We start from the raw sequence: 19857 nt of genomic DNA, 5'->3' as shown, positions 1-19857 counted from the left end.
GTGATAGATTTTGCCGCCTCGCCCCCGCCGCCGATATCCGCTAACAGCCCGCCCATGTCCCTTTGGATTACCGTCCTGTTCTGGACCCTCGCGGCCCTGCTCTCGGCGCTGGCCGGCTGGCTGGTGTTGATGCTCGCCCGGCGGCGGGCGGCGGCGAGCGAGGGTGTCGATCCCGGCGTCGCCACCCACCGCCGCCAACTGGCCGAGATCGACGATCTGGTCGCCCGTGGTCTGCTCAATGAAACCGAGACCGCAGAGGTCCGGGCCGAAGCAGGCAAGCGCCTTCTGGCGGCCGACGGTGCGGCCCGACCCGAAACTCTGACCGGCGGCCGCAAGGTCGTTCTGGCGGCGGCGGTGCTGGCGCCTCTTGCCGCCTTCGGCCTTTACCTGCTGGTCGGCTCGCCGGGCCGAGCCGATGCGCCGATGCGGGCCCGGATTATGGCCTGGAGCCGGCAGGACGAAGCCACCCTGACGCCGCAGCAGATGGCCGCCGCTCTTACCGAGGCGGCCAGGACCCGCAAGGGCGATACCCGGCTCCTGTCGTTCCTGGCCGAGAACCGTCGCCTGTCGGGCGACCTGTTCGGCGCCGCCAAGGCCCTGCGCGAGGCCGTCGAAATCGAGCCGCGCAACCCGATGCTCTGGGCCCAGCTTGGCGAAGTCTACGTCTGGACCAGCGAGGGCGAGGTCGGCGGCGACGCCCGGGCGGCCTTCAACCAGGCCCTGCGCCTGGACGCCCGCAACCTTTCGGCCCGCTACTATCTGGGCCTGGCCGAGATCAGCGACGGCCGGCCGGCGGCGGGCCTGACCCTCTGGCGGGCTTTGCTGCTCGATCTGCCGAAGACCGATGACAACTACGCCACCATCGCCGCCGAGGTCGCCGAGGTCGAGCGCACCGGCAAGCGGCCGGTCCCGAAGGCCGCGGCCGACGCCGACATGGATGCCAGGATCAAGGGCATGGTCGACAGCCTGGCCGCCAGGCTCGAGGCCAATCCCGATGACCCCGAGGGCTGGGTGCGGCTGGTGCGCGCCTATGGCGTGCTCGGCGAGACGGCCAGGCGGGATGCGGCCCTGGCCAAGGCCAGAACCCTGTTCAAGGATCAGCCGCAGGTGCTTCAGGCCCTGCAGGCGGAAGCGGAGACGGCGCGATGAGATTCTGGCCCAAGTCGCACAAGGCCCGGCGTCGGCTGACCATCGTCCTGGCCTGCGCCCCGGTGCTGGCCCTGGCCGTCGGCCTGACCCTCTATGGCCTGCGGGAGAACATCTCGTTGTTCCTTACCCCCGGTCAGGTGGCCACCGCCGAGCTCAAGCCCGGCAAGGCCTTTCAGCTGGGTGGTCTCGTCGAGGTCGGCAGCCTGAAGAAGCAGGGCGAGGCGATGACCTTCCGCGTCGTCGACAACCAGGCGGGCATGACCGTGGTCTACGACGGCGAGGTCACCAGCCTGTTCAAGGAGGGCCAGGGCGTCGTCGCCGAGGGCGCCCTTCGCTCCGACGGCGTCTTCGTCGCCAAGCGGGTGCTGGCCAAGCACGACGAGAAGTACATGCCGCGCGAAGTCACCAAGGCCTTGAAAAACCAGGGCGAATGGCGCGGCGAGGGGCAGCGGCCCGACCATGACGCCCCGGCTCCGAAGCAGGACGGCGCATGATCGTCGAACTGGGCGCCTTCGCCCTCGTCCTCGCCCTGGCCCTGTCCATCGCCCAGACCGCCCTGTCGGCGGCCGGCGCGCGTCGGCCGCTGCTGGCCGGGGCCGGGGAGGGGGCCGCGACCGGCGCCTTCCTGGCCCTGATCGTCACCTTCGGGGCCCTGATCCACGCCTTCGTGACCAGCGACTTCTCGGTCGCCAACGTCGCCAACAACAGCCACACCGCCAAGCCGCTGCTCTACCGGGTGGCCGCCGCCTGGGGCAGCCATGAGGGCTCGATGGTGCTGTGGTGCCTGGCCCTGACCGGCTTCGGCGCCGCCGTCGGCTGGTTCGGCCGCGACCTGCCGCGCGATCTCAAGGCCCGGACCATCGCCGTGCAGGGGGCGCTGGGCGCGCTGTTCCTGGCCTACACCGTGTTTGCCTCCAACCCGATGGCCCGCCTTGCCGAGCCGCCGGTCGAGGGGGCCTCGCTCAATCCGCTGCTGCAGGACCCGGCTTTGGCGGTCCATCCGCCGATGCTTTACCTCGGCTACGTCGGCTTCTCGGTGGTCTTCAGCCTGGCTGTCGCCGCCTTGATCGGCGGCCGCATCGACGCCGCCTGGGCCCGCTGGATCCGGCCCTGGACCCTGGCCGCCTGGGGCCTGCTGACCATCGGCATCACGCTGGGCAGTTTCTGGGCCTACTACGAACTGGGGTGGGGCGGCTGGTGGTTCTGGGATCCGGTCGAGAACGCCAGCTTCATGCCCTGGCTGATGGGCGCGGCCCTGCTGCACTCGGCCGTGGTCACTGAAAAGCGTGGCGCCCTGCCGGGCTGGACCCTGTTCCTGGCCATCGCCGCCTTCACCTTCTCGATGCTGGGCGCCTTCCTGGTGCGCTCGGGTGTCCTGACATCCGTTCACGCCTTCGCCGTCGATCCGGAGCGGGGCTTGCTGCTGCTGGGCATCCTCGGCCTCGCCGCGGGCAGCGCCTTCGCCCTCTTCGCCTGGCGCGCGCCGGCGCTTGCCCCCGGCGGCGTGTTCAAGCCGATCAGCCGCGAGAGCGCCATCGTCGTCAACAACATCGTCCTCACCGCGGCGGCCGTGGCGGTGATGTTCGGCACCCTGTTCCCGCTGATCCGCGAGGCGCTGGACGGCCAGACCGTGTCGGTCGGCCCTCCCTACTTCAACCTGATCTTCGTGCCGATCATGGTCATCGGCATGGTCATCCTGCCCTTCGGCCCGATGTTGGCCTGGAAGCGCGGCGATGCGCTGGGCGCCGCCCAGCGGCTGGGTTTCGCGGCCCTGCTGGCGCTCGGCGCCGGTCTCCTGACCCTGGCCGTCGTCAGCCCGCGCAAGGCGCTGGCCAGCGCTGGCGTCGGCCTTGGAGTCTGGCTGCTGGCCGGGGCCGTCGCCGAGATCGGCGAGCGGGTGCGGGCCTTCCGCGTTCCCTGGGTTGAGGTGCGCCGTCGCCTCGGCGGTCTGCCGCGCGGCGCCTGGGGCTCCAGCCTGGCCCACTTCGGCCTGGGGCTGTTCGTGCTGGGCGCCTGTTTCGAGACGAGCTGGAAGATCGAGCTGGCAGAGGTCATGGACGCCGGCCGCACCGTGCCGTTAGGCGGCTACGAACTGACCCTTGACCGGGTCGAGGTCGTCGATGGCCCCAACTACCTGGCCGAACAGGGCATCCTGACCGTGCGCAAGGGCGGCAAGGTCGTGTGCACAGGCCGTCCCGAGCGCCGCTTCTACCCGGCCGGCGGCCAGACCACCCAGGAGGTGGCGATCTGCTATCGCGGCCTCGACCAGGTCTACCTCACGCTGGGCGAGCGCCGGGCGACCCCGGACGGCAAGCCGGCCTGGCTGGTCCGGGGCTACTTCAATCCCTGGGTCCAGCTGATCTTCCTGGGACCGCTGTTGATGGCGCTCGGCGGGGCGGTGTCCCTGTCCGATCGTCGCCTGCGTCTGGGCGTCGGACGCAAGAGCAAGGAGGCCGCCGCATGAAGCGCCTGGCTGTCGCGCTCGCCGCCTTCGCCTGTATCGCGGCCGCGTCCGATCCCTCCGAGCGGATGGCCGATCCGGCCCAGGAAGCCCGGGCCCGGGACCTGTTTCGCGAGGTCCGCTGCCTCGTCTGCCAGAACGAGTCCATCGACGACTCCACCGCCGGCCTGGCCGGCGACCTGCGCAAGGTGATCCGCGAGCAGATCGCCGCCGGCCGCACGGACCAGGAAATCCGCGACTTTCTGGTCGCACGCTATGGCGAGTTCGCCCTGCTCAAGCCGGCGGTCTCGGCCCCCAACGCCGTCCTCTGGGGCGCGCCGATCGTGGTCCTGCTGATCGGCGGCGGTCTGCTGGCCTTGCGGCTTCGCCAACGGCCCGAAACTGCGGCTCTTTCGCCCGAAGAGGAAGCTCGGCTTGCACAATTGACGCGCGAAGAGCGAGATTGACACCAAGCCGCCGCGATCCTGCCGCAACTAACACCTTGCTCATGAAGCAAAACTAACTTGAGCAGCGTTGCGCATCGCGGCAACGCTTCTAACTTGGACAGGGAAACACCGGCGCTTCGCCGGGGCAGGAACAGAACGACGATGTCATCGAAGAAGAGTGGATTTGTCGTGGGCGCGATCGCTGGCGTGGGCGTCGCCGCCGCCGCCATGGCTGGCGTGGGCATGCGGATGGCGGACGCCGCCGAGGGTCACTACGCCGCCGCCGGTCAGCTTACGGCCACGCGCGTCAATTTCGCGCCCCCGCCCGGCGCCCCGATGTCCTTCGCCGACATCTTCGAAAAGGTGTCGCCGGCCGTGGTGTCCATCGATGTGAAGTCCAAGGTCGATCCCTCGACCCTGCGCGGCATTCCCGGCCTGCCCTTCAACCTGCCCGGCCAGGGCGAAGAGGGTGAAGAGGGCGGCGAAGAGGGCGGCGCGGGCGGTCTGCCCCGCCAGCAGTCCTCGGGCTCGGGCTTCTTCATTACCGCCGACGGCTACCTGGTGACCAACAACCACGTGGTCGAGGGCGCCGACGAGATCATGATCACCCTCAAGGACGGCCGCGAGCTGCCGGCCAAGCTGGTCGGCCGCGATGACGGCACTGACCTGGCGGTGCTCAAGGTCGAGGGCAAGGGCTTCAGCTTCGTCAACTTCGAGAACGACGCCAAGCCGCGTGTGGGTGACTGGGTCATCACCGTTGGCAACCCCTTCGGCCTCGGCGGCACGGCCACGGCCGGCATCGTCTCGGCCCTCAGCCGCGACATCAACGACGGCCCGTTCGTCGACTACATCCAGGTCGACGCCCCGATCAACCGCGGCAACAGCGGCGGCCCGACCTTCGACACCTACGGCCGGGTGATCGGCGTCAACAGCGCCATCTTCTCGCCGACCGGCGGCTCGGTGGGCATCGGCTTCGCCATTCCGGCCGAGCTGGCCGACAACGTCACCCAGCAGCTGATCCGCAACGGCAAGGTCACCCGCGGCTACATCGGCGCGACCATTCAGAACTTCACCCCCGAAATGGGCGAGGCGCTGGGCCTGGGCGGCATCAAGGCGGCCATTGTCGCCGACCTGACCCCCGGCGGCCCGGCCGCCAAGGGTGGGCTGCAGCGCGATGACATCGTCACGGCCGTCAACGGCAACGCCGTGACCTCCTCGACGGCCCTGACCCGCGAAGTGGCCAAGGCCCCGCCAGGGGGCGTGCTGAAGCTGGACGTGCTGCGCGACGGCAAGAAGACGACCGTCTCGATCCAGTCGGGCGTCCGGCCCTCGGTCAAGGAACTGGCCGAGCTGAACTCGCCTGACGCGCCCGCGACTCCGAAGGGCGCCGCCGCTCCGGTGGTTCCGGCCCAGCGTCCGGTGGTCCTGGGCATGGCTCTGGCCCCTATCGACGCGGCGACCAAGAGCCGTCTGAACGTCGAGCAGGGCGTGCTGGTTGAAACCGTCCGCGCCGACTCCGACGCCGCCGAACAGGGCGTTCGCCGGGGCGCGGTGATCATCAGCGTCAACACCCGCAAGGTGGCGACGGCGGCCGATGTCGCCGCTGCCGTCGACGCGGCCAAGAAGGCCGGTCGGCCGACCGTCCTGATGGGCTTTGCGGTCGGGGGTTCGACTCAGTTCGTCCCGGTGAAGATCCCGGGTTAGTCTAGGCGAGGGCGGCCCTGAGTCGGGGCCGCCCTCGATATTCTGCTGGGGCGGCGCCATGCGTATTCTGATCATCGAAGACGATATCGAAGCGGCGGAGGCCATGAAGCGTGGCCTCAGCGAGGCCGGCTACGAGTGCGAGCACGCCTCCGACGGCGAGTTCGGCCTCGACGCCGCCCGGGCCGGTGAGTTCAACGTCCTGATCGTCGACCGCATGATGCCCCGCCGCGACGGCGTCAGCGTCGTCGAGACCCTGCGCCGCGAGGGCGACGCCACCCCGGTGCTGTTCCTCTCGGCCATGGGCGAGATCGACGACCGCGTGGTCGGGTTGAAGGCCGGCGCCGACGACTACCTGGTCAAACCCTACGCCTTCGCCGAGCTGATCGCCCGGGTCGAGGCCCTGTCACGCCGCCGCGAGACCGGCGCTGTCTCGACGACCCTGAAGGTCGGCGACCTGGAGATGAACCTCCTGACCCGCGAGGTTCACCGCTCGGGCAAGGAAGTCGACCTGCAGCCGCGCGAGTTCCAGCTGCTGGAATTCCTGATGCGCCACGCCGGCCAGTCGGTGACCCGCACCATGCTGCTGGAGAAGGTCTGGGAATACCACTTCGACCCCCAGACCAACGTCATCGACGTCCACATCTCCCGCCTGCGCTCGAAGATCGACAAGGGCTTCGACCGGGCGATGCTTCAGACGGTGCGCGGGGCCGGGTACCGGCTCGATCCGTAGAGATGTGGTAGGATGGCGAGATGACATCCGATCCTGAGTTTCCCGAGATGCCGGAGGGCATGGCCGAGGACGCCAAGGCGTTCGAGGACTGGGAAGATGCCTTCGTCGCCCGCAACCGAGATGCGTTGGAGCGAATGATCGCGGAAGCGCGAGCCTCCCTGGATCGCGGCGAGGAAGACACCCGGACCGTCGAGCAGATCATCGCGGAAGGCCGCGCCCGCTTGGCGGCCGGACGCTAGCGAGGCGAACGGTGGGGGCCATCTATGTGCGGTCGCCCGAAGCCGGTCGTGATCTCGACGAGATTTTCGAATGGATCTCGCGCGAAGCCAGTGAGGCGCGGGCGGTCGAAGTGATCCAACGCTTGGAGGCCAAGTTCCAGATGATCGCCGAGTTTCCTGGCATCGGCCGCCATCGGGAATTAGCGGGCGGACTGCTCGGCGCATCCGAGCCGCCCTGGCTTATCCTGTACGAACATCTGCTCGGTAGGTCCGGCGTGCGGATCCTCCGGGTTGTGGACGGGCGGCGTGATCTGCCTGCGGCGCTGGGGATGGCCGACCAATGATCAAACTCCCCCGCTTCGTCCGCACGACCACCTTCAGGCTGACCCTGCTGTTCCTGGCCCTGTTCGCCGGGGCGGCGGCGGCTTTCCTGGGCTACATCTATGTCGCCACCGCCGGCGAGGTCAGCCGCCGGGCCGACAACGAGATCACCCGCGAGATGAACTCGCTGGAGGCCACCTACCGCCAGGGCGGGGTCAACGGCCTGAACACCGCCATCATCGAGCGCTCGGCCAGCGAGAAGCCGTTCCTCTATCTCCTGATGGACAAGGACGGGAAGAAGATCAGCGGCACCATTCCGGTCTCGCCGATGGACGAGACCGACGACGGCGAGAACTGGGACAGCTTCACCCTCACCGACACCGACATGGACGGCGGCGAGATCCGCAAGCCGGCCCGGGGCCTGCAGGAGCGGCTCGAGGGCGGCGAGATCCTCTTCGTCGGGGCCGACGTCAGCGAGAGCGAGGCCTTCGTGGTCGGCATCGCCCGGGCCCTGTGGGGCGCCGGGGCCCTGATCATCATCCTGGGGTTGGCCGGCGGCATCCTGGTCAGCCGCAACGTCGCCCGTCATATGCAGGGCCTCACCGAAGCCGTGGCGGCGGTGCGCGGCGGCGACCTCAAGGCGCGCGTCCGCGTGCGCGGCGTCCGCGACGAGTATGACGAGCTGGCCGAGGGCCTGAACGACATGCTCGACCGGCTGGAACAGTCGATGGGCGGCCTGCGCCACGCCGGCGACGCCATCGCCCACGACCTGCGCTCGCCCCTGACCCGCCTGCGCGCCCGGCTCGAGGCCAGCCTGATCGAGATCGAGAACGGCAAGGGCGACGCCCTCCAGGCCCTCGAGCAGGCCCTGATCGACGCCGACAATGTGCTGAGCACCTTCAACGCCGTCCTGGCCATCGCCAGGCTGCAGGCAGCCGGCCGTGTGCCCGATCCCAAGCCCTTCGACCCGGGCGAACTGGCTTCCAACATCGCCGAGCTTTACGAGGCGGTCTGCGAGGACAAGGGGCTCGACTTCAAGGCCGAGTTGACCCCCAGGCTGACCGTCAACGGCGCCAGGGAAATCCTCACCCAGGCCATAGCCAACCTCCTCGACAACGCGATCAAGTACACGCCCGAAGGCGGCGCCGTGATGTTGCGCGTCCGCCGCCGCTCGTCCGGCGAAGTCGAGTTCTCGGTCACCGACACCGGCCCCGGCGTCCCCGAGGAAGACCGCGCCCGCGTCGTCCAGCGCTTCGTCCGCCTGGAGAACAGCCGCAGCGAGCCTGGCTCCGGCCTCGGCCTCTCCCTGGTCGCCGCCGTCGCCGAGGCCCACGGCGGCCGACTGGAACTGTCCGAAGGCCCTGGCGCCGTTGACGGCTCGGGCCCCGGCCTGCGGGTGGCCCTGGTCCTGCCGAGGCCGGAGTGAGCCCGCCCCGGGGTCCTTTGGGCCCAAGGCTCGAGCCCTGCGGCCCGATCATCGACGCCAAGCACGCCGAGCGCACCCGGGAGATCGTCGAGAGCGACGTGGGGGCTGGGGCCCTGGACGCCGTCTGGCACGCGCTGGCGCCGGTGCTCGGCGCGTCACCCTATCTTTCCAGCCTGATCCGCCGACGGCCTTCATCCCTGGTCGAGACCCTGGCGAGCGATCCCGAGGAGCGGCTGGAAGCCTTGCTGGACGCGGCGCGAGCCCAGGCGGACGAGCCGGACAACCCCACGGCGGCCAAACAGCTTCGTCTGCAAAAGGCCGACCTGCACCTGCTCTGCGCGCTCAGCGATCTGGGCGGCGTCTGGGATCTCGACCAGGTGACCGGGGCCCTGTCCCGTTTCGCCGACGCGGCCCTTGAGGCGGCGCTGGTCCAGGCGGCGCGGACCGAGATTGATCGCGGCCGGCTGACCGCTCCGGCCGACGCCACGCGCGGGCCGGCGCCGGGCCTGTTCTGCCTGGCCATGGGCAAACATGGGGCGTTCGAGCTCAACTATTCCAGCGACATCGACATTTCGGTTTTCTACGAGCCCGACCTGCTGCCGGTGGCCGGAGGGGCCGAGCCTCAGGATGTGGCGGTGCGGCTGACCCATGGCGTCGCCCGGATGCTGCAGGACCGGACAGCGGACGGCTATGTCTTCCGCGTCGACCTGCGCCTGAGGCCCGATCCCTCCTCGACGCCGCCGGCCATGCCCGTGCCGGCCGCCTTCGCCTACTATGAGAGCGTCGGGCAGAACTGGGAGCGGGCGGCCTTCATCAAGGCGCGGGTGGCGGCCGGCGACATGCGGGCCGGTCGCGATTTCCTCAGCGAACTGTCGCCCTTTATCTGGCGGCGCAATCTCGACTTCGCGGCCATCGCCGACATCCATTCGATCAAGCGCCAGATCCATGCCCACAAGGTCGATGACCGGGTCACCGCCGCCGGCGCCGACCTGAAGCTGGGACGCGGCGGCATCCGCGAGGTGGAGTTCTACGTCCAGACCCAGCAGCTGATCCTCGGCGGCCGGCAGACGGCGCTGCGTTCGCCCCGTACCCTCGACTCCCTGGCGGCGCTCGAGGAGTCCGGCCACGTTACGCCGGACGCCGCCCGGCTGATGCGCGAGGCCTATGTCCAACTTCGGGCCCTGGAGCACCGGGTGCAGATGCTGGCCGATGAGCAGACCCACCGGCTGCCGGAGGCCGATGCCGACCGCAAGCGGGTGGCGGCGCTGTGGGGGCACTCAAGCCTCAAGAGTTTCGACGCGGCGGTCGGCAAGATCCTCAAGGGCGTCAACGCCACCTATGGCGAGCTGTTCAAGGGCGAGGAGGAACTGAGCTCCCGCTTCGGCAGCCTGATCTTCACCGGCGTCGAGGACGATCCGGAGACCCTGGCTACCCTCAAGCGCATGGGCTTTGACGATCCGCCGGCGGTGTCGGGGGCCATTCGCGGCTGGCACCATGGCCGTATCTCCGCCACCCGCACCGAGCGCGGCCGCGAGCTGTTCACCCGGCTGGCCCCGAGGCTGCTCGATGCGGCGCACGCCACCGGCGCCCCCAATGCCGCCTTCCGCCGGTTTGCCGATTTCTTCGAGCGGCTGGGCTCCGGCGTCCAGGTGCAGTCGCTATTCCTGGCCCAGCCCAAACTGTTCGAGCTGGTGGTGCAGGTGATGGCCTTCGCGCCGGAACTGGCCCGGACCCTGGCGCGGCGGCCGGCGGCGCTCGACGCCCTGCTTGATCCGGCCTTCTTCGCGCCGTTCGAGAGCGGGCAGGGGGCGGCGGCCTTCGATCAGGCCCTGGCGGCGGCCGACGGCTTCGAGGCGGCGATGGACGCCGCCCGCCGGGTGCACCGCGAACAGGCCTTTCGCATCGGGGTTCAGGTGATCGGCGGCACGGCGACGGCGGCCGACGCCGGCGCCGCCTTTGCCGACCTGGCCGACCTCTGCATCGCCGGCCTGGCCCCGGCTGCCCTGGCCGAAACCGTCCGGCAGGGCGGGGAATTTCCGGGCGAGGTGGCCGTCATCGCGCTCGGCAAATGCGGCGGGCGGGAGATGACGGCCCGCTCCGACCTCGACCTGATGACCCTCTATCGCGCGGCCGATCCGGCGGCGATGTCGGAAGGGCGCGGCTGGGGGGCGGAAACCTTCTATGGCCGCTTCACCCAACGCCTGATCGCGGCCCTGTCGGCGCCGACCGGGGAGGGCGGCCTCTATGAGGTCGACATGCAGCTGCGCCCGACCGGCAGCAAAGGGCCGGTGGCGGTCAGCATGAAGGCCTTCGAGGCCTATTACGACCGGGAGGCCGAAACCTGGGAGATGCTGGCTCTGACCCGTGCGCGGGTGGCCTGGGCCAGCAGTCCGCAGTTCGCCAGGGACTGCGAGGCCGCGATCGACGCCGCCCTGCGCCGGCCGCGCGACCGGGCCCGCACCGCCGCCGATGTGCGCGAGATGCGCCAGCTGCTGGAGGACGAACGGCCGCCTTCGGGCCCCTGGGACCTCAAGCTGTCGCCCGGCGGCCTGGTCGATATCGAGTTCGCCGCCCAGTTCCTGCAGCTGGCCCAAGCGGCCGAAGGCGGCCCTCTGCGCCAGAACACCGGCGACGCCCTGACCGCCCTGGCCGAGGCCGGCCTGGCCGATCCGGCCGCCATCCGCGAGCTGGCAGGCGCCTGGCGAATGCAGCAGAACCTCAGCCAGCTGCTCAAGGTCGCCCTCGACGACAGCGCCGATCCGGACGCCGAGCCCAAGGCTCTGAAGGCGCTGCTGGCGCGCGCCGGCGATGTCGGGGACTTCAAGGCCCTGAAGGCGGCCTTGACCAGGGGCCGGGTCGCGACCCGCGCGGCCTACGACCATCTGGTGCGGTAAAAAGCCTGTATGATCAAACCCTTGATGAATATGTCTAGACATATTCATCACGATTTTCGCCGTTCTGGACCATGGGCGGGGCGCCCGTCGCTGGCCGTTGATACGGCGTGGTCAAAGCGCGCCTACATTCCCCGCGTCCATGCCAACACGGCGCCTACGCTGACGCCTACCTTCCCGGCCCCGCCCGCTACGCCAAAGCCAACAGCGACAAGGGTTTGGGCATCGAAGGGCCGATCGGCGCCCTCGCGCGCTTTTTTGTGGGCCGCCAGGCCGCGGTACAATGGTCGCCGCTTCGATAAGGCCGGCCGACGGAACCTTGCGCCCCCGCCGTTGAAGCTGCGGGGCGTGAACAAGGAGACACCCATCCATGAAAGCCTATCTGATCGCCGGCGCTCTGCTCGCCATGACCGCCGGGGCCGCCTGCGCCCAGCCCGCGCCCGGCAAGGGCCGCCCCGACGCCAACGGCGACGGCAAGCTGACCCTTTCAGAATTCACGACCGCCCGCACCAACCAGATGATGCGCATGGACACTGACCGCGACGGCAAGGTCTCCAAGGCCGAGTTCCAGGCCGGCATGGCCGCCCGCAAGGCGCGCGCCGACGGCAAGGGCATGGAAGGCAAGGGCAAGGGCGGCGACGGCAGCCGCATGTTCGGCATGCTCGACGGCAACGGCGACGGCGCCCTCGACAAGGCCGAACTGGGCAAGATGGCCGAACGCCGCTTTGGCCGCATGGACGCTGACGGAGATGGCGTTCTGAGCGCCGCCGAACGTCAGGCGGCCGGACAAGGCATGATGGGTGGCGGCCGCTGACGCTATAGTCCCTGAAGCGGCCGGCTGGGGGCCGCCGACGGGAGCATCATTTGACGCTGAAGGGCGATCCGGACGAGGCGCTGGTGGCGCGTATCGGCCGCGGCGATCAGGCCGCGGTCCAGTCCCTTGTCGCCCGCAAGCTGCCGCGCATGCTGCAGCTGGCCCAGCGGATGCTGAACGATGCCGCCGAGGCCGAGGATGTGGCCCAGGAGGTCTTCGTCCGGGCCTGGAAGCAGGCGGCGTCCTGGACGCCCGGGGCGGCCCGGTTCGACACCTGGCTGCACCGGGTGGCCCTCAACCTCTGCTACGACCGCCTGCGCCGCCGCCGCGAGCATCTCATGGCCGAGCCGCCCGAGCAGGTGGACACCGGCCCGGCCCCGGACCGGGGCCTGCTGGCGGCCGATACAGGGCTGCGGGTCTCCGCCGCCCTGGCCGCCCTGCCGGACCGGCAGCGGGAGGCGGTGGTGCTGTGCCATTATCAGGACCTGGGGAATATCGAGGCGGCTTCGCTGATGGGGATCAGCGTCGAGGCCCTGGAAAGTCTGCTGTCCCGGGGGCGCCGGGCCTTGCGCGCCGCCCTCGCCGACCTGAGAGAATGAGATGATGATGGACGCGCAACGCTTCGAAGCCCTTGCGGACGCCCACGGCGGCCTGATCACGCGCTGGCCGGCCGACGTGCAGGACGCCGCCTACGCCTGGTTGGCAGAGGCGCCGGAGGCGGCGCAGGCCGTGCTGAGCGACGCCCTGGCGCTGGACGAGGCGCTGGATGTGCTGCGGCCGCCGCAGCCGTCGATGGCCCTGCGTGACGCCATTCTGGCCGCCGCGCCGAAGGCGAAGGCGCGGACGGGCATCGGCCGTTGGCTGGCAGGGGCCGGAATCGGCGCGGCCCTGGCGACGGCCAGCGTGGCCGGCCTGGTGGTCGGGACCCAGATCAGCAGCGCGCCTGCCACGGCCTCGGACGAGGCCGTCCTGGCGGCCGGGACCGACGAGGAGTGGATCGTGCTGCCCGAAGCGGAGAGCCAGTCGTGAAGCCTCGCGGCCTGATCATTGCCCTGGTCATCTCGGTGGCCATCAACCTGTTCCTGGCCGGCCTGATCGTCGGTGGTGTGGTGGTGGCGCGGCGGGTGGCGGAGGCGCGGCCGGCCGAGGCGGCGGGCCCGAACCGGTTGCCGCTGTGGCGGGCCGGCGACGAGCTGCCCTTCCCCAAGCGACGGGCTTTCCGCCAGATGTTCCGCCAGGCGGGGCTGGATACCCGGGACGCCATCCGCGAGTCCCGCGCCATCCGCCGCGAGGCCATCGCTTCGATGGAAGCGCCTGGCTACGACGCCAGGGTCGCCATCGACAAGATGAACCGCGCCCGCCAGCTGGACAGCCAGGCCCGGAGCCAGGTCGAGGCGAAGATCCTCGAGTTCGCCGCCACCCTGACGCCCGACGAGCGCGAACTGCTGGCCCAGGGCCTGCGCCGGGCAATGGCCGGCCAACTGCGCGAGCCGCCGCCGCGCGGCGAGCGAGCTCCGATCCCGCCGGCCGAGAAGTAGCTCAGGCGCTGCGGCGCACGGCCTTCGACACCCGCCAGGCCATGAACAGGGCCGGGATGCAGAGGATGGCCGCCACCGCGAACGGCGCGTTGGGGCCGATGCCGGTGAACAGAGGCGCCGCCATCAGCGGGCCGAACACCCGGGCCAGCGCCCCGGCGGCGCTGTTGAGGCCCATCATCTCGCCCTGCCGTTCAGGAGGCGAGGCCTTGGACAGGATGGCGGCGACGTTCGGGAAGGCCAGCGACTGTCCCAGGGCGACGGTGATCATGCCGACAACGGCCAGGGGCCAGTTTGCGCCGACGAACGGCTGGAAGGCGAAGCCGAGGCCGACCAGCGTCAGCCCGGCCATCAGGGTGGCGGGCTCGCCGAACCGCCGCGCGCAGATCCCGGCCAGCAGGCCCTGGGCCAGGGTGGCGGTCAGGGCGATGGCCAGGAAGCAGAAGCCGATCTCGCGCGGGCCCCAGCCGAAGCGGTTCTCGGCCCAGAGGCCGAAGGTCGCTTCCATGCCGGCGAACCCGGCGATGGAGATCAGGGAGACCAGCAGCACCCGCCAGATCACCGGATGGGCCGCGGCGTCGCTCAGGCCTTCGAAGCGTCCACGGCGCGGCGCGTCGGAATGGACATGGCGGGTCTCCCGCACGAACAGGGCGACCCCCAGGCCGGCGGTCAGGGCGAGGCCGGCGGCCAGCAGCAGCGGCAGGCGGAAGCCCGCCAGACCCTGGGTCTTGTCGGCCAGCATGCCGCCCAGGGCCGGGCCGGTGAGGAAGCCCAGGCTGAAGGCGGCGCCCATGAAGCCCAGGCGTCCGGCCCGCTTTTCCGGCGGCGTGACATCGGCCAGGTAGCCCTGGATGGTCGAGTTGTTGCCGGTCAGGATGCCGCCGCCGAAGCGGATCAGCATGGCCACCCACAGGTTGGGCGCGAAGGCCAGCAGGACATAGGTCAGGGCGTTGCCGAAGATGGTCATCATCAGCACCGGCCGTCTGCCGATGCGGTCCGACAGCTTTCCCCAGATCGGCTCGGCGAAGAAGTTGCCGAGGCTGTAGCAGGAGAACAGGACGATCACCTGCCAGGCCGGAGCCCCGAAGCTGGAGGCGTAGAAGGGCAGCAGCGGGATGACCACGCCGAAGCCGGCGATGTTGATGAACACCACGCTCAGGAGGATGAACAGGGCGCGCTTGTCTTCAGGCGCGGGACTGGCGGGCGTGGTGTCGGACATGAACCTGAAGACCTACGCCCGCCTGTCCCTGATGGCTAGTTCGCCGGGTTGTGCTTCTCGACGAAGGCGACCGTGGCTTCCAGGGTCTGCAGGCGGGTGTCGCTGCGCGACAGCCAGTGGTCCTCGGCCTTCAGGGTGACCAGCTCGACCGGGCGGCCGGCGCCGCGCAGGGCATCGTACATCCGCTGGCTCTGGGCGTAGAGGACGACCGTGTCGTCCTTGCCGTGGATGAGCAGCACCGGGACATTGCCGCCGGCCACATTGTGGGCCGGCGAGATGGCCGTCAGGTCGCGGTCGCGCCGGTTCTCGACGCCCATGAAGCGCGACCAGTAGCGCTGGGTCGCGGTTTCGCGGCCATTGTCGGACTTGTATTCCTCGACCAGGAACTGCTTGAGATCGGCGACGCCGGCCACCGCCACGGCGCAGCGGTAGACCCCCTTGTCCAGGGTCGCGCCGGCCAGGGCCGCATAGCCGCCGTAGCTGGCTCCGACGATGCAGACCCGCCGCGGATCGATGGTTCCCTGCGCGGCCAGGTAGCGGACGCCGTCGGACAGGTCCGACTGCATCTTCTTGCCCCACTCGCCGTAGCCGGCCTCGAGGAAGTCGCGGCCGAAGCCGTCGGAGCCCCGGAAGTTGGGTTGGAACACCGCATAGCCGCGCGAGGCCATCCCCTGCGCCCACCAATCGAATCCCGGCTCGTCGCGCACGGCCGGACCGCCGTGGGGCATGACGATGAGCGGCAGCTTCTCGGCCGCCTTGCCCCAAGACGCCTCCGGGGGCAGGGTCAGGTAGCCGGTGATCTCCAGGCCGTCGGCGGCCTTGTATTTGACCGGCTTGACCTCGGCGACGTCGGCGGAGGTGATGCCGCCATACACCGAGCCCAGCACCCCGGCCGAGCCGGTGTCGAGGTCAACGAGAGCGTAGAAGGGTCCGGCCTTGGGGTCCTCGACCTTGACCACGATCTTGCGCCGGTCGTCGCTCCAGGAAACCAGACGCACCTGCAGGCCGCCGTAAGCCTTGCCGATGCCGCGCCAGACGGCCTGGTCCTTCTTGTCGAAGAAGCTGTAGCTGAGCACGTCGCCGTCCAGTTCCCAGGTGCCCATCAGGGCGTCGGTGGCGGGGTTGCGCAGCAGGCCGTCCCAGGGCGGCAGGGCGATGTCGCGCGGGGCTGTGCCATCGGGCTGGTACTCGCGGGTGACCCGCAGGTCGGTTTCCTCGTCGCGGGTGATCAGCAGCACCGACTTGCCGTCCTGGCCAAGGCCCGCCAGGCCCGGCCGGTTGATCGGCGCGATCTGCTTGTCGACCGACTCCCAGCGGTTGTTCCTCTGGAACAGCAGGTCCCATTCGCCGGTGACGCTGTCGTATTCGGTCTGGGCCAGGGCTTTGCCATCGGCGCCGATGACCCAGTCGGTGGTGTGCGGGCGGCCTTGTTCGTGAACCTTGGTCGAGCCGTTGGCCAGCTTGATGGCGAACAGGCTGTTGCGGCCGCGCTGGCCACCGGCCCAATGAATGCCCTCAACGATGACATAGGGCTCCCCGTCCATCATCCGCACGTTCGGCGGTCCGATGACGACGTTCATGGCGTCCGGCGCCTTTTCCATCAGAAGACGCGTCTTCTTCGCCGCCACGTCGTAGGCCAGGACCTGGAGATATTCCCGGCGGGGACCGCTGAGGCCAGGGACGAAGGTGGTGGTGGTGATGGAGATCAGCAGATAGCCCGAGGTCGCCCACTGGATATCGCGGACCTTGCGGTCGCCGGCATTGAGGGTGGCGATCACCTTGCCGTCGGAGACCGCCTTGATCAGCACCAGCCGGGCGTCGCCGTTGGTCACCGCATAGGCCACCATGGAGGCGTCGGGCGAGATCTGGGCGTCTTCGATGAGCGGCAGCCGACCATAGGCCGAGAGCGGCGCGGCCAGCGACGGGCTCGCCATGGCGGCAAACAGCAGGACAAGAACGGCCAGGCCGCGCGACAACAGCTTCATTTCAGGTACGCCCCCCAGGCCCGACTGATAGACCGGCGGTAATGGTAGCAAAGCGGGAAATGATCGTCCGCAACGAAAAACGCCCCGGCGCGAACCGAGGCGTTTATCTCTTGCCGATGGATCGGTCCTAGCGCGGGGCCAGGATCATGATCATCTGGCGGCCTTCCATCTTGGGCTCGTGCTCGACCTTGGCGACTTCGTCGAAGTCGGCCTTGACCTTGTTGAGCAGCTTCATGCCCAGTTCCGGGTGCGCCATTTCACGGCCGCGGAAGCGCAGGGTCACCTTGACCTTGTCGCCCTCCTCGAAGAACCGGTGCATCGACTTGGCCTTCACGTCGTAGTCGTGAATGTCGATGTTGGGCCGCAGCTTGATTTCCTTGAGCTCGACGATCTTCTGCCGCTTGCGGGCCTCGTTCTTCTTCTTCTGCTCCTGGAACTTGAACTTGCCATAGTCCAGGATCTTGCAGACCGGCGGATTGGCGTTGGGGACGATCTCGACGAGGTCCAGACCGGCCTCTTCAGCCGCTTCCAGGGCGGCGGAGATGGGCATTTCACCCTGCTTCTCGCCGTTCTGATCGATCAGAAGAACACGGGGAACGCGAATGTCTTCATTCATGCGCGGCCCGTCTTTAACGGGCGGCGTATTGTTGGGGCGGCGAATAGGCTTCTGCTCCGGGCTGTTACGACAAAAGGCGCGGCTCGCCCGAGGCGTTCCGCGTCCTAGGCGCGATATATGACCCTTGCGGGGGTGCGCCGCAAGTGAAGTTCAGGGTTCCGCGCCCGAGGGGCGCTGCCTGTGCCCGCTAAGCCGCGGCTGATCTAGCGGGGCAGCAGCGAGAAGCTGGCGTTGGCCACCGTGTCGACCGACATGTCGGCCAGGCTCGGGGCATGCAGCACGGCGACGTGGCCGCGCGGGCCGGTGACGGCGGCGTTGCTGTTGGCGGAGAACAGGGCCACCGTCGGGGCGCCGGCGGCGGCGATCAGGTGCAGCGGGCCGGTGTCGTTGCCGACCGCCAGCACCGAGCGGGCGCCGAGCAGGGCGATCTGGGCGAAATCGGTGCGGCCGGTCAGGTCGCGGGCCCGGCCGACGGTTTTCTGGATGGTCCGGGCCAGAGCGCTTTCCTGCGGTCCGCCGATGATGACGATGTCGTAGCCGGCGTTGAACAGCCGCCCTGCCAGTTCCGAGAACTTCTCGATCGGCCAGCGCTTTTCCGGGACCTTTTCGTTGCCGCCGGGCACCAGCAGCACGAAGGGACGCGGGGCCTGGGCGCCGGGGGTCGGCCGCTGTTCCGGCGCGCGGCGCACGATCCAGCTGAGGTCAGGCGCCGGCGCGTCGCCGGGCGCGGTCGGGGCGTCAGGCCAGATGCCGGCCACCTGCAGTTGCTCGGCCTGGCGCTCGAGGATGTGCATCCGCTCGCGGTCCGGATTGCGATGCCGGAACTTGGCCCCGGCCACCGGGCCCGACCAGGGCGGCGGGAAGGGGCGCAGCATATTGAACAGCGAGGCCGACGCGGCATTGGCCTGCAGGTCGTAGACGCGGGCGTACTTGGCCGCCTTGATGGACTTGCGCAGCGCCAGCCATTCGCCGGGATTGCCTGGGGCGCCGCCCGTATCGATGTCGTTGAAGTAGGGGCTGGTCTTGGCCAGGGCCTCGAAGGCCGGAATGGTCAGCAGGGTGATACGGGCGCGCGGATGGGCGGCCCTGATGCGGCGCATGGCGGCCAGGGACAGCACAAACTCGGCGATGGTCCCGGCCTGAACGACCAGGATCTTCTCGATATTCGCCATCAGGCCCGACTCTCCAGAATCTGAGCATAGACGGCCAGCGTGGCTTCGCACATGGCTTCAACCGAGTAGAGTTTTTTGGCTCGCGCCTGGCCGGCCTCGCCCATGGCGCGACGGCGAGCGGCGTCGGTGGTCATGGCTTCGCTCAGGCCCTCGGCCCAGGCCTCGGCGTCGCCCGGAGGCAGCCGCCAGCCGGTCTCGCCCTCGACGACGGTCTCGCGGGCGCCGCCATGGTCGCTGACCAGCACCGGTCGGCCCATGGCCTGGGGCTCGACGGCGGTGCGGCCAAAGCTTTCGGGCTGGGTCGAGGGCAGCAGGGCGAAGTCGGCCAGCCGGTAGGCGGCCGGCATGTCGTCGCAGTGCCCAACCAGCTTGATGTTGTCGGTCAGGCCATTGGCGCTAATCGCGTCCTCGACTTCCTGGCGGTATTCGGTGCGGCCCTGGTCGTCGCCGACGAAGAGGATCAGGAAGTCGCCGCGGCCTGCCTTCTTCAGCCGGGCGGCGGCGTCGACGATGGTCTTGTGGCCCTTCAGCCGGGTGATGCGTCCGCCGAGCACGAAGACGGTGCGGCCGTCGGGTTTGCCGAGACCCCAGAGGTCCCGCAGCGCCTTGACCCGGGCGGCGGTGACCTTGCGGGCGTCGAACCGGGCCAGGTCGACGCCGCGCGGAATGGAGATGACCTTGTCCGGCGCCGCATCGTGGGCGGCGATGACGTGGTCGCGGGTGTAGTCGCTGTTGGCAATGACCAGATCGCCCCGCGTCATCACCGCATTGTACCAGCGCTTGAGGCCGCTCTTGGCGTTGTAGATGCCGTGGTAGGTGGCGACGAAGGGGACCCTGGTCGTGTGCGCCGCCCACAGGGCGCTGAAGGCCGGGGCGCGGCTGCGGGCGTGGACGATGCTGATCTTCTCCTTGCGGATCAGGTCGATCAGCCGGGCGGCGTTGCCCATCATCACCAGCGGGTTCTTGCTGTGCACCGGCATCTGGACCAGGCGCCCGCCGTCGGCTTCCAGCCGCGCCGCCATCCGCCCGCCGCGAGTCGCCACATAGGCCCGGCCGCCGGCATTGACGACGGCTTGGGCGATGTCGATGGCGGTCTGCTCGGCGCCGCCGGTCTCCAGCTCGGGGACCACCTGCAGCAGCGCGAAATCCGGGGGCAGCTTTGCCAAGGGTGCGGGTGCTTCCTTCGAGGCG

At 69.6% G+C, this 19857-nt stretch carries 19 protein-coding genes; 14 read left to right on the top strand and 5 right to left on the bottom strand.

The features are described 5' to 3' along the window. The first annotated feature begins 54 nt into the window (after positions 1-54). From ccmI to AC2YG9_RS16845, 14 genes are all read left to right on the top strand, one after another. Positions 55-1149 (top strand): c-type cytochrome biogenesis protein CcmI, encoded by a 1095-nt coding sequence (gene ccmI, locus AC2YG9_RS16910; protein WP_487299154.1) that lies wholly within the window; start codon positions 55-57, stop codon positions 1147-1149. Beyond that, positions 1146-1643, top strand: coding sequence for a cytochrome c maturation protein CcmE (ccmE, locus tag AC2YG9_RS16905; protein WP_487299153.1), 498 nt, complete (start codon positions 1146-1148; stop codon positions 1641-1643). Before ccmI ends, ccmE begins: the two co-directional genes overlap by 4 nt. Beyond that, positions 1640-3613: a heme lyase CcmF/NrfE family subunit gene (locus tag AC2YG9_RS16900; RefSeq protein ID WP_487299152.1), complete on the top strand. Its 1974-nt coding sequence runs from the start codon at positions 1640-1642 to the stop codon at positions 3611-3613. The genes ccmE and AC2YG9_RS16900 overlap by 4 nt, the downstream gene beginning before the upstream one ends. Continuing rightward, positions 3610-4056, top strand: coding sequence for a cytochrome c-type biogenesis protein (locus AC2YG9_RS16895; protein ID WP_487299151.1), 447 nt, complete (start codon positions 3610-3612; stop codon positions 4054-4056). The genes AC2YG9_RS16900 and AC2YG9_RS16895 overlap by 4 nt, the downstream gene beginning before the upstream one ends. 141 nt (positions 4057-4197) lie before the next feature. Beyond that, complete coding sequence (locus AC2YG9_RS16890) at positions 4198-5739, top strand: trypsin-like peptidase domain-containing protein (protein WP_487299150.1); 1542 nt, start codon at positions 4198-4200, stop codon at positions 5737-5739. 58 nt (positions 5740-5797) lie between these two features. Beyond that, a complete protein-coding gene (locus tag AC2YG9_RS16885; protein ID WP_487299149.1) occupies positions 5798-6469 on the top strand; it encodes a response regulator transcription factor in 672 nt (223 codons plus the stop codon). Between the two features lie 20 nt (positions 6470-6489). Next, entirely contained in the window at positions 6490-6708 is a 219-nt protein-coding gene (locus tag AC2YG9_RS16880; protein WP_487299148.1) for a hypothetical protein, read from the top strand. An 11-nt stretch (positions 6709-6719) separates the two neighbouring features. After that, positions 6720-7031 carry a type II toxin-antitoxin system RelE/ParE family toxin gene (locus AC2YG9_RS16875; protein WP_487299147.1) on the top strand — a complete coding sequence of 104 codons (312 nt, stop codon included), beginning with the start codon at positions 6720-6722 and terminating at the stop codon, positions 7029-7031. Further along, the gene (locus tag AC2YG9_RS16870) at positions 7031-8434 is read left to right on the top strand and encodes a sensor histidine kinase (protein ID WP_487299267.1); all 1404 of its coding nucleotides are present in this window, start codon (positions 7031-7033) and stop codon (positions 8432-8434) included. Before AC2YG9_RS16875 ends, AC2YG9_RS16870 begins: the two co-directional genes overlap by 1 nt. Beyond that, positions 8431-11328, top strand: a complete 2898-nt coding sequence (locus AC2YG9_RS16865; protein ID WP_487299146.1) for a bifunctional [glutamine synthetase] adenylyltransferase/[glutamine synthetase]-adenylyl-L-tyrosine phosphorylase — start codon at positions 8431-8433, stop codon at positions 11326-11328. Before AC2YG9_RS16870 ends, AC2YG9_RS16865 begins: the two co-directional genes overlap by 4 nt. A 367-nt stretch (positions 11329-11695) precedes the next feature. Next, the gene (locus tag AC2YG9_RS16860) at positions 11696-12139 is read left to right on the top strand and encodes an EF-hand domain-containing protein (RefSeq protein ID WP_487299145.1); all 444 of its coding nucleotides are present in this window, start codon (positions 11696-11698) and stop codon (positions 12137-12139) included. Positions 12140-12189: 50 nt separating this feature from the next. Continuing rightward, on the top strand, positions 12190-12738 hold the full coding sequence (locus AC2YG9_RS16855) for an RNA polymerase sigma factor (RefSeq protein WP_487299144.1): 549 nt from the start codon (positions 12190-12192) through the stop codon (positions 12736-12738). A gap of 1 nt (position 12739) precedes the next feature. Beyond that, the gene (locus AC2YG9_RS16850) at positions 12740-13168 is read left to right on the top strand and encodes a hypothetical protein (RefSeq protein ID WP_487299143.1); all 429 of its coding nucleotides are present in this window, start codon (positions 12740-12742) and stop codon (positions 13166-13168) included. Next, a complete protein-coding gene (locus AC2YG9_RS16845) occupies positions 13165-13677 on the top strand; it encodes a periplasmic heavy metal sensor (protein ID WP_487299142.1) in 513 nt (170 codons plus the stop codon). Before AC2YG9_RS16850 ends, AC2YG9_RS16845 begins: the two co-directional genes overlap by 4 nt. Before the next feature lies 1 nt (position 13678). On the opposite strand, the gene AC2YG9_RS16840 is transcribed toward AC2YG9_RS16845, so the two are convergent. From AC2YG9_RS16840 to AC2YG9_RS16820, 5 genes are all read right to left on the bottom strand, one after another. Beyond that, positions 13679-14893, bottom strand: a complete 1215-nt coding sequence (locus AC2YG9_RS16840; protein WP_487299141.1) for an MFS transporter — start codon at positions 14891-14893, stop codon at positions 13679-13681. Positions 14894-14928: 35 nt separating this feature from the next. Next, positions 14929-16878 carry an alpha/beta hydrolase family protein gene (locus AC2YG9_RS16835; RefSeq protein ID WP_487299140.1) on the bottom strand — a complete coding sequence of 650 codons (1950 nt, stop codon included), beginning with the start codon at positions 16876-16878 and terminating at the stop codon, positions 14929-14931. Between the two features lie 127 nt (positions 16879-17005). Next, entirely contained in the window at positions 17006-17494 is a 489-nt protein-coding gene (gene infC, locus AC2YG9_RS16830; protein WP_271065769.1) for a translation initiation factor IF-3, read from the bottom strand. Positions 17495-17697: 203 nt separating this feature from the next. Beyond that, positions 17698-18666 carry a glycosyltransferase family 9 protein gene (locus tag AC2YG9_RS16825; protein WP_487299139.1) on the bottom strand — a complete coding sequence of 323 codons (969 nt, stop codon included), beginning with the start codon at positions 18664-18666 and terminating at the stop codon, positions 17698-17700. Beyond that, positions 18666-19832: a glycosyltransferase family 4 protein gene (locus tag AC2YG9_RS16820; RefSeq protein WP_487299138.1), complete on the bottom strand. Its 1167-nt coding sequence runs from the start codon at positions 19830-19832 to the stop codon at positions 18666-18668. The genes AC2YG9_RS16825 and AC2YG9_RS16820 overlap by 1 nt, the downstream gene beginning before the upstream one ends. Between the last annotated feature and the right edge of the window lie 25 nt (positions 19833-19857).

The organism is Caulobacter sp. SRI_014, from assembly GCF_057586315.1.
The sequence above is the reverse complement of the archived record's forward strand: the minus strand, read 5'-3'. Positions and strand labels throughout refer to the sequence as shown.